This is a genomic window from Gilvibacter sp. (genome assembly GCF_013214815.1).
GTDB lineage: Bacteria > Bacteroidota > Bacteroidia > Flavobacteriales > Flavobacteriaceae > Gilvibacter.
In genome coordinates this window covers 92080-108088 of the sequence record NZ_JABSPU010000002.1, presented here as the reverse complement: position 1 = coordinate 108088, position 16009 = coordinate 92080, and the positions used below count along the sequence as shown (strand labels likewise).

The window sequence follows — 16009 nt, the reverse complement described above, 5'->3', positions numbered from 1 at the left end:
CTCTTGAGAGACAACAAGCGCTACAAGGTGAAGCCGGAATACTTCAGCATCAGTAGAGACAACTATAAAGTAATCCAAATACATAAAAACCTCGCTGCCTATATTGAGCAAGAGTCTACAGAGAATCCCGATTAATCCCCAAAACAAAACTTATGTTTTCTGATAAAAAATCACGCCCCGGAATGGAAACCAGAACCAACCAGAATAAGATCAGCGAAGGCACTCACCTTGTGGGTGATATCAAGTCTAAAGGCGGATTTAGATTAGAAGGCTCTGTAGAAGGAAATCTTACCACGCCATCAAAGGTTGTGGTTGGCAAAACGGGCTCACTTCAAGGTTCTCTACACTGTGAAAACGCTGATGTCGAAGGAAAGATCTCTGGAACACTTACCGTGGCCGGAACCTTAACGCTTCGTGCTACAGCCGTCATTGAAGGAGAGGTTTTTGCCAATAAATTGGCTGTGGAGCCCGGAGCCAGTTTCAATGCGACTTGCGTTATGGGTGGATTGACCAAAGATGCCATAGAGAACGCCTTGAGCGATTCTGCTGCAGTGGCTGGAGTACGTGCTGCCAAAAAGGGCAAGGACGTATCTGTATCCAACTAAGGATCTTAGGGCGCCAAATTCACGGCGCATATATACTGTACAAAGAATGCCAAAACAAAAAGGGAACGGAGCGCTTAAAAATTGGGCCGTCTTTTCAAGTATTGGTCTGCAAATGGGCCTGATCATTTGGCTGGGAAATTTGCTCGGCAGTTGGCTCGACACAAAATTTAATACCACCTTCTTAGAAACCACCATCACTTTAGTTGCTATTTTTGCCTCGATGTTTTCCGTGATCCATCGTGTAAATCGGTTCAATAAAGACAATTAAATGGGCAAAAAACTAGGAATTTCATGTGCGGTCTTCGTAGCGGTTCTAATAGGTGCATTTTTTTTACACACTAATTTCTTAACTAACTCGGGTAGCCAATTGCCTTTTCCGCTTCAGGACATTTACATTTTCAACACTGTTTTTTCACTAGTCTTGTGTTTCGTTTTGGCAGCTTTGAACAGAACTCAAAAATTTGCCGACCAGCTGGGATTCCTTTACCTGGCTAGTGTTGTGCTTAAAGCCTTAGTGTTTTTGATTGTCTTTAATCCCTATTTATTTAACGGAGAATCGTTTACAAATTCGGAAGCAGTCAGTTTGCTAATTCCGTTGTTTTTGTCTTTAATTTTTGAAGTCTTTTTTATTTCGAGATTGCTCAGTGAAAAAAGAGTTGCAAAAAATGAAGAATGATGCTGTTTTAAACAGAAAATAAAGCCTACCTTTGCGCCAAAATTTGGGAGTTGTTATACTAACTTCAAAAGGAAGCAATTTAGAATGAAGCTACTATCAAAAACAGTAACGACCTTTAGTCTTGTTTTTCTTATCTCGTTAACTGCATTTGCAAAGGGTGATCCTGACGCTAAGAAGGACGGTCATTCCGACCCGGTTAACACCCCAGAAGAGATCGAAGAATACATCGTACACCACACCAAAGATTCTCACGATTTCCACCTATTTACACATTACCCTGATGGTGAAGAAAGCCACGTTGGATTCCCACTTCCTGTAATTCTATGGGGAGAGAACGGTTTGACTGCTTTTATGTCTTCTGCTTTCCACCACGATGATGCCGGAAAAGAGATCGTTGAAAAAGGCGGAAGCCGTTTTGTAAAGATCCACGGAAAGATCTACGAATTAAACGCAGGAGCATCAACCGTTGAGTTTGATGATGCGCATCACCCAACAAACGCTACTGCACCCTTTGACCTTTCAATTACCAAGAGTGTTTTAGGTATTCTTTTGATCGGTCTATTAATGTTATTCTTATTTGGTCGTCTGGCCAAACAATATAAAACTCAAAAGATCCCTACAGGGTTTGCTCGTGTATTAGAGCCCCTAGTGATCTACGTGAGAGACGAAATTGCAAAACCAAACATTGGTGCTAAGTACCGCAAGTTTACCGGTTACCTATTAACAGTATTCTTCTTTGTTTGGATTTTGAACCTATTAGGACTTGCTCCTTTTGGATTTAACGTAACAGGACAATTAGCAGTAACTGCTGCACTGGCCATCTTTACTTTGGTAATTTACTTGGCGAGCAGTAACAAGCATTTCTGGAGCCACCAATTGTGGATGCCAGGAGTACCTTATTTGCTACGTCCTTTATTGGCTGTAATTGAATTGGCGGGAACGTTGATCATTAAGCCATTCTCGCTTATGGTTCGTTTGTTTGCGAACATCACAGCGGGACACATCGTGGTAATGAGTTTGATTGCCATCGGGATCAATATGCAGAACGATATGACAGCGGTAGGGTCAACAACCTTGTCTTTAGTATTGTCGATGTTCATCACATTGATCGAGGTGCTTGTAGCTTTTCTTCAGGCCTACATCTTTACAATGCTTTCGGCTTTGTTTATTGGGATGGCGGTAGAAGAGCACGATCACCACTAAGAGAGAATTTTATTTGTTTAATTATATATTTCAATTATGTCTTTAGCAATTCTTCAAGAAGCTACTTCATTGGTTCCTAACCTTGTAGGTGCTGGTTTAATCGTAATCGGTGCTGGTATTGGTCTAGGTCAAATCGGTAGAGGTGCAATGGAAGGTATCGCTCGTCAGCCAGAAGCTACTAACAAGATCCAAACTGCGATGATTATTATCGCGGCTCTTTTAGAAGGTTTGGCATTCGCGGCTATTTTCTTAGGAAAATAAGAACCTTAAGAACTACACTTTTCCTGCAACGGTTGGTTGCAGGAAAGTGTTTGTTAACGCACAGTTTTAAAGCACTATAAAGTATTATGGAACAATTATTAGAAAATTTTTCGCTCGATTTATTCGTTAAGCAGACCATCTTGTTCTTACTGTTGATCTTTTTAATGGTAAAGTTTGCATGGAAACCTATCCTAAACGCACTTAACGAGCGCGAAGACAATATTCAAGGAGCCCTTGACGCTGCAGAGAAAGCCAAAATGGAGATGGAGAATCTTCAGGCTGACAACAAGAAATTGTTGAACGAAGCACGTGCAGAGCGTGACGCTATGCTCAAGGAAGCTCGTGATATGAAAGCTAAAATGATCGCTGACGCGAAAGATGAAGCCAAAGTTGCTGCGGATCAAATGATCGCTCAAGCACAAGCTGCCATCGAAAGCGAAAAGAAAGCTGCCGTTGCCGATCTTAAAAACCAGGTTGCTTCCCTTTCTGTGGATATCGCAGAAAAAGTGGTACGCGCCGAGTTGGCCGATGCTGGTAAGCAGCAAAAATTAGTTGAGGACCTTTTAGGTGACGCTAAACTAAACTAGAGCTATGAAATGAGCACAAACAAATTTACTTATCAGCATAAAACCAGCGATAATTAAATTTTTTGTGTGAAAGCAAAGCGGTTGATCAAAGCAAATAAATTTTTATTTGTTTGATTAACGGAAATAAAAATTTATAAATTGATGAAAAGCAGCAAAGTAGGATTGCGATATGCAAAAGCTGCCCTGCAGCAAGCTATAGAAGACAACAACGTTAAAGCGGTCTTTGAAGACATGCAAGGCGTTCACGCTACTGTAGCAGATAGCAAAGAGCTGCGATTGGCGCTACAGAGTCCGGTTATCAAAAGCAGTGACAAAGAAGCTGTTTTGTTGGAGTTGTTCAAGGGTACTCAAAAGACAACTCAAAACCTGATCAAAGTAATGGCTGCCAATGAGCGCACCCAATACTTAGGCGATGTTGCCGCAGGTTTCATTGGACTTTACAACGACACTCAGGGAGTAAAAGTGGTTAAAGTAACTACTGCTGTTGCCTTAGACGGTGCCTTGAAAGATCAGGTATTGGCTAAAGCAAAGTCCCTTACAGGTAGCGATAACGTGAGCCTGGAGAACGAGATCGATCCAGAGATCATTGGCGGTTTCGTATTGCGTGTTGGAGATATGCAGTACAATGCAAGCATCTCTAACCAATTGAGTACACTTAGAAAAGAATTTAGTAATAGCATATAATAATTACGCTTTCGGAGCTGAGCTCCGGTAATAAACAGTGATATGGCACAAGTAAATCCAGCTGAAGTTTCAGCGATCTTAAAACAACAACTTTCCGGCTTCGAGGCTACTGCTTCGTTAGACGAAGTTGGAACCGTACTTACCGTAGGTGATGGTATTGCCCGCGTATACGGATTGTCTAATTCTCAATATGGGGAATTGGTAGAATTCGAAAACGGATTAGAAGGAATTGTACTGAACCTGGAAGAAGACAACGTAGGGGTTGTACTTTTAGGCCCATCAAAAGGTATTAAAGAAGGAGCTACTGTAAAACGTACGCAACGAATCGCTTCTATCAACGTAGGAGAAGGAATCGTTGGTCGTGTGGTAAACACCTTGGGTGAACCAATCGACGGTAAAGGTGCAATTGCAGGAGAGACTTTCGAGATGCCACTAGAGCGCAAGGCTCCTGGGGTAATCTTCCGTCAGCCGGTAAACGAGCCACTTCAAACTGGAGTAAAAGCTGTTGATGCCATGATCCCAGTAGGACGTGGTCAGCGTGAGTTGGTAATTGGTGACCGTCAAACAGGTAAGACTACTGTTTGTATCGATACCATCATCAACCAGAAAGAATTTTACGATGCTGGTGAGCCAGTATACTGTATCTATGTAGCCGTTGGACAAAAGGCATCTACAGTAGCTAACATTGCTCGTACACTAGAAGAAAAAGGAGCTCTTGCTTATACAACTATCGTTGCTGCAAACGCTTCTGACCCTGCACCGATGCAGGTATATGCTCCATTTGCCGGAGCTGCGATTGGAGAGTACTTCCGCGATACAGGACGTCCTGCTCTAATTATTTATGACGATCTATCTAAGCAAGCAGTAGCTTACCGTGAGGTATCTCTTTTGCTACGTCGTCCACCGGGACGTGAGGCATATCCTGGAGACGTTTTCTACCTACACTCGCGTCTACTAGAGCGTGCGGCTAAGGTGATCAACGATGATGATATCGCTAAGGATATGAATGACCTTCCTGCTTCTTTGAAAGACAAGGTAAAAGGTGGTGGTTCCTTAACTGCATTGCCAATTATTGAAACACAAGCGGGTGACGTATCTGCATATATTCCAACAAACGTAATTTCGATTACTGACGGACAGATCTTCTTGGAGTCTGACCTCTTTAACTCGGGTGTACGTCCAGCGATTAACGTAGGTATCTCTGTATCTCGTGTGGGTGGATCTGCACAGATCAAATCCATGAAGAAGGTAGCAGGTACTTTGAAGCTTGACCAAGCGCAGTTCCGTGAACTAGAAGCTTTCGCGAAGTTCGGATCTGACTTAGATGCGGCTACATTGAACGTAATTGAAAAAGGTAAGCGTAACGTAGAGATCTTGAAGCAAGCTCAGAATGACCCTTACACTGTTGAGGATCAGGTTGCGATCATCTACGCAGGTTCTAAGAACTTACTACGCGAAGTTCCTGTAGAGAAAGTAAAAGAATTCGAGCGCGATTATATCGAATACTTGAACACCAAGCACCGCGGTACTTTGGATACGCTTAAAGCAGGAAAATTGACAGACGAGGTTATCGACACTTTGACAACTGCTGCCAAAGAGATCTCGGCTAAATATCAAGCATAATCAAGGTCGGCATCTCTTTTAAAGGGATGCCAGCCTTCAATGAATAAAGCAACATGGCAAACTTAAAAGAAATACGCAACAGGATCTCCTCAGTGTCTTCTACGATGCAGATTACCAGTGCCATGAAAATGGTATCTGCAGCCAAGTTGAAGAAAGCTCAGGATGCGATCACTGCGATGCGTCCATATGCTGATAAGCTTACTGAATTGCTTCAGAACCTGAGTGCCAGTTTAGAAGGCGACAGCGGAAGCGCATTCGCTGAGCAACGCGAGGTGAACAAAGTGTTGGTGGTTGCTATTACTTCCAACAGAGGTTTGGCCGGAGCCTTTAACAGTAACATTGTTAAGGCGTGTAAGGAGTTGAAAGAGACTACTTATGCCGGAAAAGAGATCGCTTTTATGACCATTGGTAAGAAAGGGAATGACATCCTGAGTAAGACAGAGAACATTGTCAATTTCAACAGCGAGATCTTTGACGATCTAAACTTTGAGAACAGTGCTGCTATTGCACAACAGCTCATGGATATCTTCACTAATGGAGATTTCGATCAGATTGTGTTGGTATACAACAAGTTTAAGAATGCGGCAACACAGATCGTGATGCACGAGCAATTCTTGCCTATACAACAAGCGTCTGAAGATGCTTCTAGCGGAGCTGCCGATTATATCTTTGAACCAAACAAAGAGTATATCGTGGAGCAATTGATCCCTAAAAGCTTAAAAACGCAATTGTTCAAAGCCATTCGCGATTCTGTAGCCAGTGAGCACGGAGCACGTATGACTGCAATGCACAAAGCGACAGACAACGCTGGTGAGCTTAAGGCTTCCTTGACTTTGGAATACAACAAAGCCCGTCAGGCTGCTATTACCGCAGAGATCTTGGAGATCGTTGGTGGTGCAGAAGCCTTGAACGGATAATCACTGATAAAGCTATTATAACTAAGGCTTCTCGGAAACGGGAAGCCTTTTTTGTAATAGGTAAGTCTTTTTCAATCTAGATACTAAAGTTAAAAAATTGACTTTTTGTCCCCTTTTATTGTCTTTTTCTCGCTTCGTAGCGCTGCTATGAATCTCAAAAAACCCTGCAATAGTGAACAAAACCTCTAATTTTCACTTCGAATCAAGATTTTAAAGACTTACTTTTATGGCAAGACTTTTGAAGTTGAGTCTAAAAACAATACTATGAATCAACTACGAACCTTTGGAATTTGGCTGTTAGCCCTAGTTTTTATGGCGAATTCAGACTGTAGTAATAAAAAATTAGAGAACGATCCACCATTTACGATCACGGATGCTTATTCACAAAAATGGATGGCTGGTGTAGAAATGGGAGGATCTGGCGTTTATTTGATCATTCCAGTGTCTGAAATGGCTGCGGATGTAAAGATCGACTCCGTATACTACCGCGGACAATTGTTAGAACTAGCGACAAAGCCTGGTGATGATAACGTCTATGTGGCGCATTGGGTTAACCCAGAAAAACCAGACATGACCATGAGTGATGCGCCTAATGGCGAGTACGGAAATCCCGTGCCAGAGCTCAACGACATCTTTAAGCTAATGGCAGACGAGTGCGTCATTCAATATCAGCAAGGTGGAAAGACACATTATACCAAACTAGGTGGGATTCCAGAGCGCGAACAGCTCAATTATCCCAGCGCACCCAACCCAGACGGCGGCCACTAATCGGTACGCTTAACCAACCTCCAATTACTATGGTATCAGTTAAGATAATCAACAAGTCCACGCATCAATTGCCGGCCTATGAAACCAGTGGTTCTGCGGGAATGGACCTCAGAGCCAACTTGGAATCACCTATTGTTTTAAAGCCTTTACAACGCACCATTGTGCCTACAGGCCTATTTATGGAATTGCCTGAAGGCTACGAGGCGCAAGTAAGACCTCGGAGCGGTTTGGCTGCCAAACACGGCATTACCGTTCTAAATGCTCCAGGAACTATTGACGCCGACTACCGTGGAGAGATTGGTGTTATTTTGGTGAATCTTTCCGATCAAGAATTCAAGATCACCAATGGGGAGCGTGTTGCACAAATGGTCATTGCCAAGTGCGAACAAGCGCAATGGAATACAGGTCAATCCTTGAGTGAAACCGAGCGTGGAGCAGGAGGATTTGGCAGTACCGGAAAACAGTAGCCTCAGTCAAAATAATCAAAGAAAAAATCAAGCTTAAACTATGAAGATCATTGTTCCAATGGCGGGAAGAGGTTCTCGTCTTAGACCACATACTTTAACCGTTCCAAAACCATTGGTGCCTGTTGCAGGTATGCCAATTGTTCACCGTTTGGTGCGCGATATTGCAGGAATTCTAAAGCAACCAATAGAAGAAGTTGCTTTTGTGATTGGAGATCCTGCCTTTTTTGGTACGGATGTAGAGGAGAGTTTGAAGGAGTTGGCCACTAGTTTAGGAGCTAAAGGAACCATTTACCGTCAAGACAAGCCCTTAGGAACGGGTCATGCCATTATGTGCGCAGAGCCGTCTTTAGAAGGACCTGCGGTTATAGCGTATGCGGATACCTTGATACGCGCGAGCTTTGAGTTGGATCCAGAAGCGGATAGCGTCATTTGGACTAAGAAAGTGGCCAATCCTGAAGCCTATGGGGTGGTCAAACTAAACAGTGAAGACCATATAGTGGAATTGGTAGAAAAGCCAGAAGAGTTTGTAAGTGATCAAGCGGTTATTGGAATCTACTATTTCAAGAATGTGGGTGAGCTCAAAGCGGAGCTGCAATATGTGTTGGAGAACCAGATCATTAATGGCGGTGAATACCAGATCAATGACGGTATTAAGCGCATGATGGCACAAGGTAAGATCTTTAAGACCGGGACCGTGGATCATTGGATGGATTGCGGAAACAAAACCATTACCGTAGAAACCAATGCTAAGATGCTCAACTTCTTGCACGAGGAAGGAGCAGAATTGGTTGCCGAGGATGTGACTTTAGAGAATGCGGAGATCATTCCTCCTTGCAGTATTGCCCCGGGAGTAGTATTAAAGGACACGGTTGTAGGCCCACATGTAAGCATTGGTGCAGATACTACCATAGAGAACTCCAACGTTAAAAATAGCATAATACAATCTGAGACCACCATTAAAAACGCTACTTTAGAAGAGGCTATGATTGGAAACAAAGTCCATTTCAACGGCCAATTTAAGGCGATAAGCCTTGGCGACTACTCAGAATTAAAATAGCAGATAGTGAAAACGGGCGGGCATATGCTGATTTACTTACTACTGATCTTTGGATTAGTAGCGCCCAGTTTTGCACAAGATGACGATATCCTCACCGACGATCTCGGTAATGTAACTGACGCCTTCCAGGAGAGCTTTTTTGAAGCGCTTAAGCAAAAGGGTATTCAGAACTACGAAAAGGCCTTAGAAGCTCTTGAAAGCGCCATGAGCGCTGCTGGATCGGTTTCTGATCAGCGAGCTGTGGTCTATTATGAAATGGCCAAGAATTATATCGCCCTAAAACAGTACGAATCGGCAGAGAATGCCTTGATTGAAAGCGATTCCTATCTCTCGGGCAGAAAAGACGTCCAAGAGCTGCTTTATGAGGTCTATCACAAGACCCAAGATTATGAGAAGGCCATTCCAGTGGTGGAGAAACTGATCGGTTTTGATCCCGTATACAAAGAGGACCTTGCCAATTTATATGTCCTTACTGCTCGATTTGATGAGGCCATCGCGCTAATCAATGAGTTGGACCAAACTGTAGGGCGCAACGCAAAGCGGGACGAATTGCGCAAGCGCGTCATCAGTATTACCGGTGATGTATCTTCAGAGATTACTCGATTGGAAGGAATCACAACCAGCGATACGGCCACAGAACAGGACTATTTGGAGCTCATTTACCGTTACAGCACTGAAGGTGATACGGATAAAGCTCAAGAAGCTGCAAATATGCTTTTGGCTCGTTTTCCAGAGTCGGAATTGGTGCATTTGGCACTTTATAAATTTGCCTTGCGTGATGGCGACCAGCAAAAGGCTGTAGCTTCTATGCAACGTGTTCTAGCTGCTGATGCGATAGATGCTTCCAGCAAGTATAAAGTACTGGCAGACTTTATGGATTTTGTGTCGGACAATCCGAATTATGAAAACGCCTTGGATGAGGCCATAACCACTTTTTCAAGTTCGGTGAACAGTTCGGCTTTATGGCAACAATTGGGGGATTATTTTTTAAGTCAAGACAAACGGGAAAAGGCCTTAGCATTTTATCAGAAAGGTGTTTCAGCTAACAATACAGATTACAATCTCCTAAAAAACACACTATTACTGCAAATAGACGCAGAGTCCTATCAAGAGGCATTTGACCTGAGTGAGACTGCGCTAGAGATCTATCCTGCCCAGTCACTGCTTTATTTACTTCAAGGAGTTAGTCTGATGGGTCTAGACAAGGCAGATGCAGCCATAGCTGTTTTGGAGGAAGGTGTGGATTACGTCATTGATGATCCCGCATTAGAAAAAGACTTTTACGATCAACTCAGCAAGGCGTATAACCAGAAAGGAAATGCCTCGAAAGCGGCGGAATACGCCAAAAAAGCACAAGATCTGGGAACCCCATAAGCATGCAAAAATTGAAACTACATATCGCCTTTGTTTTAACCTTTCTGTTGAGTTCTTGCGGAAGCGCAAAGTTGGTCAATGGCTCTAAAGATGCCAATCCAGGCTTTTCAGTTAAGGATATCATCAAAACACATCAAGCGGCAGAGCCGCAGTTTGAGACCTTGGCGGCACGGGTCAATGTGGATTATGAGGATGAAAAATCGTCCCAGAATATCACCGTAAGTCTGCGGATGGAGAAAAATAAAGTTATTTGGATCAAAGCTTCCATTTTGGGAATCACGCTTTCCAAGGCCATGATCACGCCAGACAGAGTGCAGTATTACGAAAGGATTGGAGGCACTTATTTTGATGGTGACTTTGCCTTGATCAGTGATTGGTTAGGTACAGAGATCGATTTTGAAAAAGCGCAAAACATTCTTTTGGGCCAATCCATTTTCAAATTGGAATCTCAAGGCTATAAAAAGAGTTTGGAGAACAATCAGTATAAACTTGCTCCCAAACAAGAATTGGCCTTATTCACGCACTTCCTATCGCTAAATCCAGATTTCTTCAAAATCGCCAGTCAGGGGATCGATCAAGAAACAGAAGGACGTAAATTGAGAATGTATTATCCTAACTATCAAAAGGTTGACAATCAAGTTTTGCCTAAAAAGGTTGTGATTAAAGCCTCAGAAAATGACGCCATCACCACTTTGGAAATTGATTTTCGTTCCGTAGATTTAAATATTCCGATTCGATTTCCGTTTACAATGCCAGACGGACTTACTGAAATTCAACTGGATTAATGACTTTACGACTGCTTTTTATCAGCCTACTGACTTTGCTTTTGTTTAGCAATCAGGCTCAGGCCCAAAAAGATGAACGCACTGTTCTGGAAGAAAAACGCCAAGAGATTCTACAAGAGATCAAACAGATCAATCTTTTGCTTTTTGATACCCAGAAAAAAGAACGCTCTGTACTCTCAGAAGTAGAGGATATCGATAAGCGCATCCGCGCTCAGGAAAACCTCATCAGAATCACTAACAGACAGGCCAATTTATTGACTCGCGAGATCAATGTGAATCTCAAAAAGATCGATCAGCTTCGGGAAGAACTGGCTCAGATCAAGGAGGATTACGCAGAAATGGTGGTCAAAAGCTACAAGAGCAAATCCCGCAAAAGCCGCATCATGTTCCTGCTTTCTTCTAGAGATTTTTTACAAGCCTATAAACGGGTTCAGTATATGAATCAATACGCTAAATACCGAAAAGAACAGGGAGAGAGTATTCAGCGTAAAACAGTTGAATTGCAAGAACTCAACAAGTCCCTTTTGGAACAGCAAAAGCAGAAGCAAGCCTTGATTGCTGAAAACAAAAAGACTAAAGAAGCCCTTCGCAAAGAAAAAGAGCAGCAAGAAGCTTTAGTGGCTGAACTCAAAAAGGATGAGTCTAAGTTTGCTAGTCAAATTCGAAGCAAACAAAAGCAAGCCGATGAGATTGACCGGCAGATCGATGCTTTGGTAAGGGCTGCTATTGTGAATTCCAATAACAATACTGGAGCTGATGCGACAGGAGGTAGCTCAAGTACCTTTGCTTTAACAGCAGAGGCAAAGGCCTTGGGTAATAGTTTCACAAGTAATAAAGGTAAACTGCCATGGCCAGTGACCAATGGAGTGGTAGTTAAGCGTTTCGGGAAACACAGACACCCGCAATTGCCCAATGTAGAGACCTTTTGTAGTGGGGTTGAGATCGCTACGTCAACTGGAGCCGACGCTCGTTCAATTTTTGATGGAGTGGTACTGGATGTCAAACAGATCAAGGGCGCTAATAAGCTTGTTCAGATTCAGCACGGGAGTTATATCAGCGTTTATTACAATCTGAGTTCGGTCTCAGTAAGTCCAGGGGACAAGGTGACCACCAAGCAGCAAATAGGCACTATAGCGAAGAACCCCGCCAGTGGAAAGACGATTATTAAGCTGTTGATTTACAAGAATACCACACGATTGAATCCTGCGGATTGGGTTTATCGGATGTAAATAAAAAAGCCCGGACGTTGATCCGGGCTTTGCTCTTTCATTTAAAACTTATCGCACCACCAACTTCTTAGTCATGCTATTTCCGTCAATGCTTATTTTGACGAAATAAATCCCCGTGTTTAATCCAGAAAGATCCATAGTCAATGCTCTATCACTGGTCGGGCTTATATTATTTTGTTGCCATACCATTTGACCGAGCGCATTAATAACTTTAACAGACATATCGCCAAAGCCTGCGTCTTGAATGGTAAGATTAACCACGCCATCGGTTGGGTTCGGATACATAACCAAACCGCTTATTTGGTTCTCTGGAGTGCCTAATACGTTCCCCACAACGTTTACATTGTCTACATAGGTACTGTTGCCATAACCGTTGATATTTATGAATCGGAACAGGACATTTTCACCTAAATATGGGCTTAGGTCTATTTCCTCTCTGCGCCAATCGTCTGCATTAGCAGGAGTCCAATTGGCTGTAACGATTCCAACAGTACTAAGAGGTATGCCGGCCTTGTCATAAACAGGGGTAAAGCTTAATCCACAATCGGTAGAGATTTCAACCCGTAATCGATCAGAAAGCGTCGTCGAATACTGTGCTTTTGCCAAGTCAAACACCATAGCAGGTGCAGCAGCAGAGGCGTTTATCTCAAAAACTTCAGTAATGAATATATCTTCTTCTCCTGGGGCATTGTAGATGTAGTTGTTCACCCAACCTACAGTAGTTGCAGCACCATCACTTCCTACGGGGATGCTTCGCTGAGCCCAACCCGTATCGCCATCTGGATTTTCTATCTGCCAGCCATCAGACGGGAAGCCAGTTTCTTCAAAGGTCTCTATGGAGTCAAGTGCAGTGCCTTCCAAAGCGACTACAACATTCAAAACTTCACTGTTGTTGGTACTGTCTTCATCGGAAGCAGCGCTAATGGATAAGGTAAGGGTATTGTCTCCAGCCTCAGTAATGGTCAATGGGGTGGAGAATTCATACTCAAGCAATTGACCCGCTTCTAAGGTTCCTGAATAGGTTTCTGTTACAGCAGCATCGGAACCAAATTGATAGCTTATTTCAAAGTCCGTTTGAGGAGCTAACCCAGAATTCAAATAGGTAGCCTTGATAGTAATTGGAGAGGCATCACAGACTAAATTGAATTCAGAAACTTCCGTATCAATTTCCCAAACCGAAAGATCATTGGTAAAGCTACAATTGAATAAGCCCGTACCCGGATGGTTGTACGCTACGGTTCTTCGGCCTAACCAGCCTTCTGAATCATTTCTCGCAGCTATGGCAACCCACAATGGATTATCAGCACTTTCAATTGGGACCGTAGCTAAGTTGTCTGCAGAGGTTCCAACCAATTCCATATACTTAGTACCCAATACATAAATATCGTAAGATTCAGCACCTGGAACTTCATCCCAGGTGAGGGTAGTCTGGGTATCACAAACCTGGGTTACCAAAATATTGTCTGTTTGGGGTGCAATGGAAAAATTATGATCACTTTCGTCACTAAAACTGCCACTCGTTGCGCGTACGCGTACTTGACCGCTTACCACTTCAGGCACCGTCCAAGTATAGTTGAACTCGTCTGCAGGAACCGTGGCAATGGTATTCCAATTGGCCCCATCATCTGCGGTGTATTCAAGAACAAAGTCAGCAGTGGTATTGATAGCATCCCAGTGAATTACTTCTGTCTGACCAGCTACTACTGATTCTGCATAGTTGGGATATACTAAGGTCAAGTTTTCCTGAATAAATTCATAAACGATATAGTATGTCTGCGGCCCAAAAGGAACATCAAAACCACTTATTTCAACAACGTAATCTCCAGCCGCTGGATTGTTGATCAATACCTGTTCCATATTATTGAGATGGTCTGCACCGTTGGTTGCAGGTAAATCTAAGGTAACTGGATCTGGAGTTGGATCCAGTATCCAAGGCAGGTAGGGGGTGTCCGAAGGGTCTTTAACAACCAAGTCGAGGTCATTAATAAGCGCTGTTGATGCACCGGAAGCAGCAGCAGGATCTGTCCAATACACCATGATTCTCATTTGAGTAGTTCCTGAAGGAACCGTCAAGGTATTTGTGTTGAGTTCTCCGTTGCTTATGGATTCTACAATGAAACGATCTTCGCTCAATAATTTACCTGCGCGAAGTCCATTGACAATACCCCAACCAAACTTAAAGTCTGGCCCTACATTTCCGGCATCATTTGCCGTGTTTAATAGCGCAGCTTTAACCAAACCTGATTCAGGCATTACTCCTGCGTGGGTATCCGCATACAATTCATACAATTGCGCAGAAACTCCTGCGACACCGGGAGCGGCGCCAGAAGTTCCCCCAAAAGCGCTGTACGTGTTATTCGCTCCAGTCGAAATATGTCCTTGTCCATGCGCAGTGATGTCTGGTTTGATTCGGCCATCACGCGCAGGCCCGTGGCTACTGCTTGACACAAGCGTACCGTCATAGAAGACATTCGCCGTTGCAATGACATTCTTACCTTGTTTGTGTCCTCCTGTGATATTTCCCCACTGGTTTCCTGCTCCGTAACCACAGTCATTCCCATTAGAATTTCCACAGGAGAATACATGCATCACGTTTGGGTGATCGTTAGTTTGTTGGTCTACTGTTCGGGCATTGAATGTATAACCTCCATTACAACCGTCTCCATAAGAAGAATTAGTGATCATTACAGAACCATCTGCAATCAGACTGGTCGTGGGACTATCAAGGAAGGTAGAAACATAATTGGATACATAGAGATCAGAACCAGCTGCCATTCCGCGATAACGCGGGTTGAGGTTGCCAGCTCCAGCAAAAATACCAGCGACACCATCACCGTGAGAACCTCCAGAGGAGGTAGGGATATTGTCTATTCTTCCTTGGAAGTCGATATGAGGGCCAACAACACCATCGTCACGTACCAAAACGCCAACACCGGCTCCGGTATAATTCCAGCCGCTGCTCATTTGCGTATCAAGACCATTGGAACGATGAATACTCTTTCCTTGCACATCTTCCTTTACTGGAGGAGGAGGAACAAGGGCCACATATCTCACATAAGATGAATTAGATAAAGACTCAAGACAGTTGTCTGGGATAATCAGGTCCATAAAGTTAGCAGAATCATATACCTGCTTTACTTCGATCTGTTGATTGGCAAGATCATTGATAATGTATTCCTGAGAAACAATATTGTGGTATTCCAATTGAACCAAAATGCGCTCCCCTTGTCGGGCGTAATCAGGAATCTCCAAATTTAAGAGTTTCGGTTCTAACTTGAATCGACCCTCTACGGGGGCAATGGCCCGAACTTTTCGTTCTGAAAGAACGCTTATCGGGGTGGTTTCAGGCATATAGAACAAATAGGTTCCTTGGCCCACGTAATCTAAGAGAAGAAGATCATTGCTTTTAAAGTAATTTTGAGTTTGCTGATCAGGAGTCTCTATGAATTGGACCCATCCAAAGTAACCTTCGGCCAATTTAGAGCTTTCGGGCATCTGGTTCCATTCAAAAGTAGTGATGTTCTCTTCTAGCGTTACTAATTCTCCATTAAAGACAAATGAAAAAGGGTTTTGAGCTAAACTCGTGAAAGCAAAAAACAGTAAGGTTATTGAAACCATTGCTGCTCTTACCACAACAAATTTAGAAGTAATATATCTCATAGTTGGTTAGTGATTATCAGCCGGGAAAAGGGACCATTTTCTGTCCTGGAAGTATTCTACTAGTACCCGGCTTGATTCGCAATTTTTTTAATGGGCTCTTTTAAAAGCACTTA

General features: G+C 43.2%; 16 protein-coding genes. 15 read left to right on the top strand and 1 reads right to left on the bottom strand.

Annotated features, from left to right (window positions below):
* Positions 1-182: 182 nt before the first annotated feature.
* From HRT75_RS00985 to HRT75_RS00915, 15 genes are all read left to right on the top strand, one after another.
* Positions 183-605, top strand: a complete 423-nt coding sequence (locus HRT75_RS00985) for a polymer-forming cytoskeletal protein (RefSeq protein ID WP_366665001.1) — start codon at positions 183-185, stop codon at positions 603-605.
* A 46-nt stretch (positions 606-651) separates the two neighbouring features.
* On the top strand, positions 652-873 hold the full coding sequence (locus HRT75_RS00980) for an AtpZ/AtpI family protein (protein ID WP_291182100.1): 222 nt from the start codon (positions 652-654) through the stop codon (positions 871-873).
* Positions 874-1281: a DUF6168 family protein gene (locus tag HRT75_RS00975; RefSeq protein ID WP_291182098.1), complete on the top strand. Its 408-nt coding sequence runs from the start codon at positions 874-876 to the stop codon at positions 1279-1281. It abuts the gene before it with no gap.
* A gap of 84 nt (positions 1282-1365) precedes the next feature.
* On the top strand, positions 1366-2484 hold the full coding sequence (atpB, locus tag HRT75_RS00970; RefSeq protein WP_291182097.1) for a F0F1 ATP synthase subunit A: 1119 nt from the start codon (positions 1366-1368) through the stop codon (positions 2482-2484).
* Positions 2485-2520: 36 nt separating this feature from the next.
* On the top strand, positions 2521-2745 hold the full coding sequence (gene atpE, locus HRT75_RS00965) for an ATP synthase F0 subunit C (RefSeq protein ID WP_087523796.1): 225 nt from the start codon (positions 2521-2523) through the stop codon (positions 2743-2745).
* A gap of 86 nt (positions 2746-2831) precedes the next feature.
* Positions 2832-3332: a F0F1 ATP synthase subunit B gene (locus HRT75_RS00960; protein ID WP_291182096.1), complete on the top strand. Its 501-nt coding sequence runs from the start codon at positions 2832-2834 to the stop codon at positions 3330-3332.
* Positions 3333-3473: 141 nt separating this feature from the next.
* Complete coding sequence (gene atpH / locus HRT75_RS00955; RefSeq protein WP_291182095.1) at positions 3474-4016, top strand: ATP synthase F1 subunit delta; 543 nt, start codon at positions 3474-3476, stop codon at positions 4014-4016.
* A 42-nt stretch (positions 4017-4058) separates the two neighbouring features.
* Complete coding sequence (gene atpA / locus HRT75_RS00950; protein ID WP_291182094.1) at positions 4059-5639, top strand: F0F1 ATP synthase subunit alpha; 1581 nt, start codon at positions 4059-4061, stop codon at positions 5637-5639.
* Between the two features lie 53 nt (positions 5640-5692).
* Positions 5693-6556 (top strand): ATP synthase F1 subunit gamma, encoded by an 864-nt coding sequence (gene atpG, locus HRT75_RS00945; protein ID WP_291182092.1) that lies wholly within the window; start codon positions 5693-5695, stop codon positions 6554-6556.
* A 264-nt stretch (positions 6557-6820) separates the two neighbouring features.
* On the top strand, positions 6821-7324 hold the full coding sequence (locus tag HRT75_RS00940) for a hypothetical protein (RefSeq protein WP_291182091.1): 504 nt from the start codon (positions 6821-6823) through the stop codon (positions 7322-7324).
* 29 nt (positions 7325-7353) lie between these two features.
* The gene (gene dut / locus HRT75_RS00935; protein ID WP_291182090.1) at positions 7354-7791 is read left to right on the top strand and encodes a dUTP diphosphatase; all 438 of its coding nucleotides are present in this window, start codon (positions 7354-7356) and stop codon (positions 7789-7791) included.
* A gap of 40 nt (positions 7792-7831) precedes the next feature.
* Positions 7832-8848 (top strand): sugar phosphate nucleotidyltransferase, encoded by a 1017-nt coding sequence (locus HRT75_RS00930; protein ID WP_291182089.1) that lies wholly within the window; start codon positions 7832-7834, stop codon positions 8846-8848.
* Positions 8849-8872: 24 nt separating this feature from the next.
* Positions 8873-10222, top strand: a complete 1350-nt coding sequence (locus HRT75_RS00925; RefSeq protein ID WP_291182088.1) for a hypothetical protein — start codon at positions 8873-8875, stop codon at positions 10220-10222.
* Between the two features lie 2 nt (positions 10223-10224).
* Positions 10225-11007 carry a DUF4292 domain-containing protein gene (locus HRT75_RS00920; protein WP_291182086.1) on the top strand — a complete coding sequence of 261 codons (783 nt, stop codon included), beginning with the start codon at positions 10225-10227 and terminating at the stop codon, positions 11005-11007.
* Positions 11007-12236, top strand: a complete 1230-nt coding sequence (locus HRT75_RS00915) for a peptidoglycan DD-metalloendopeptidase family protein (protein ID WP_291182084.1) — start codon at positions 11007-11009, stop codon at positions 12234-12236. The genes HRT75_RS00920 and HRT75_RS00915 overlap by 1 nt, the downstream gene beginning before the upstream one ends.
* A gap of 48 nt (positions 12237-12284) precedes the next feature.
* On the opposite strand, the gene HRT75_RS00910 is transcribed toward HRT75_RS00915, so the two are convergent.
* Positions 12285-15896 (bottom strand): S8 family serine peptidase, encoded by a 3612-nt coding sequence (locus tag HRT75_RS00910; RefSeq protein ID WP_291182083.1) that lies wholly within the window; start codon positions 15894-15896, stop codon positions 12285-12287.
* Between the last annotated feature and the right edge of the window lie 113 nt (positions 15897-16009).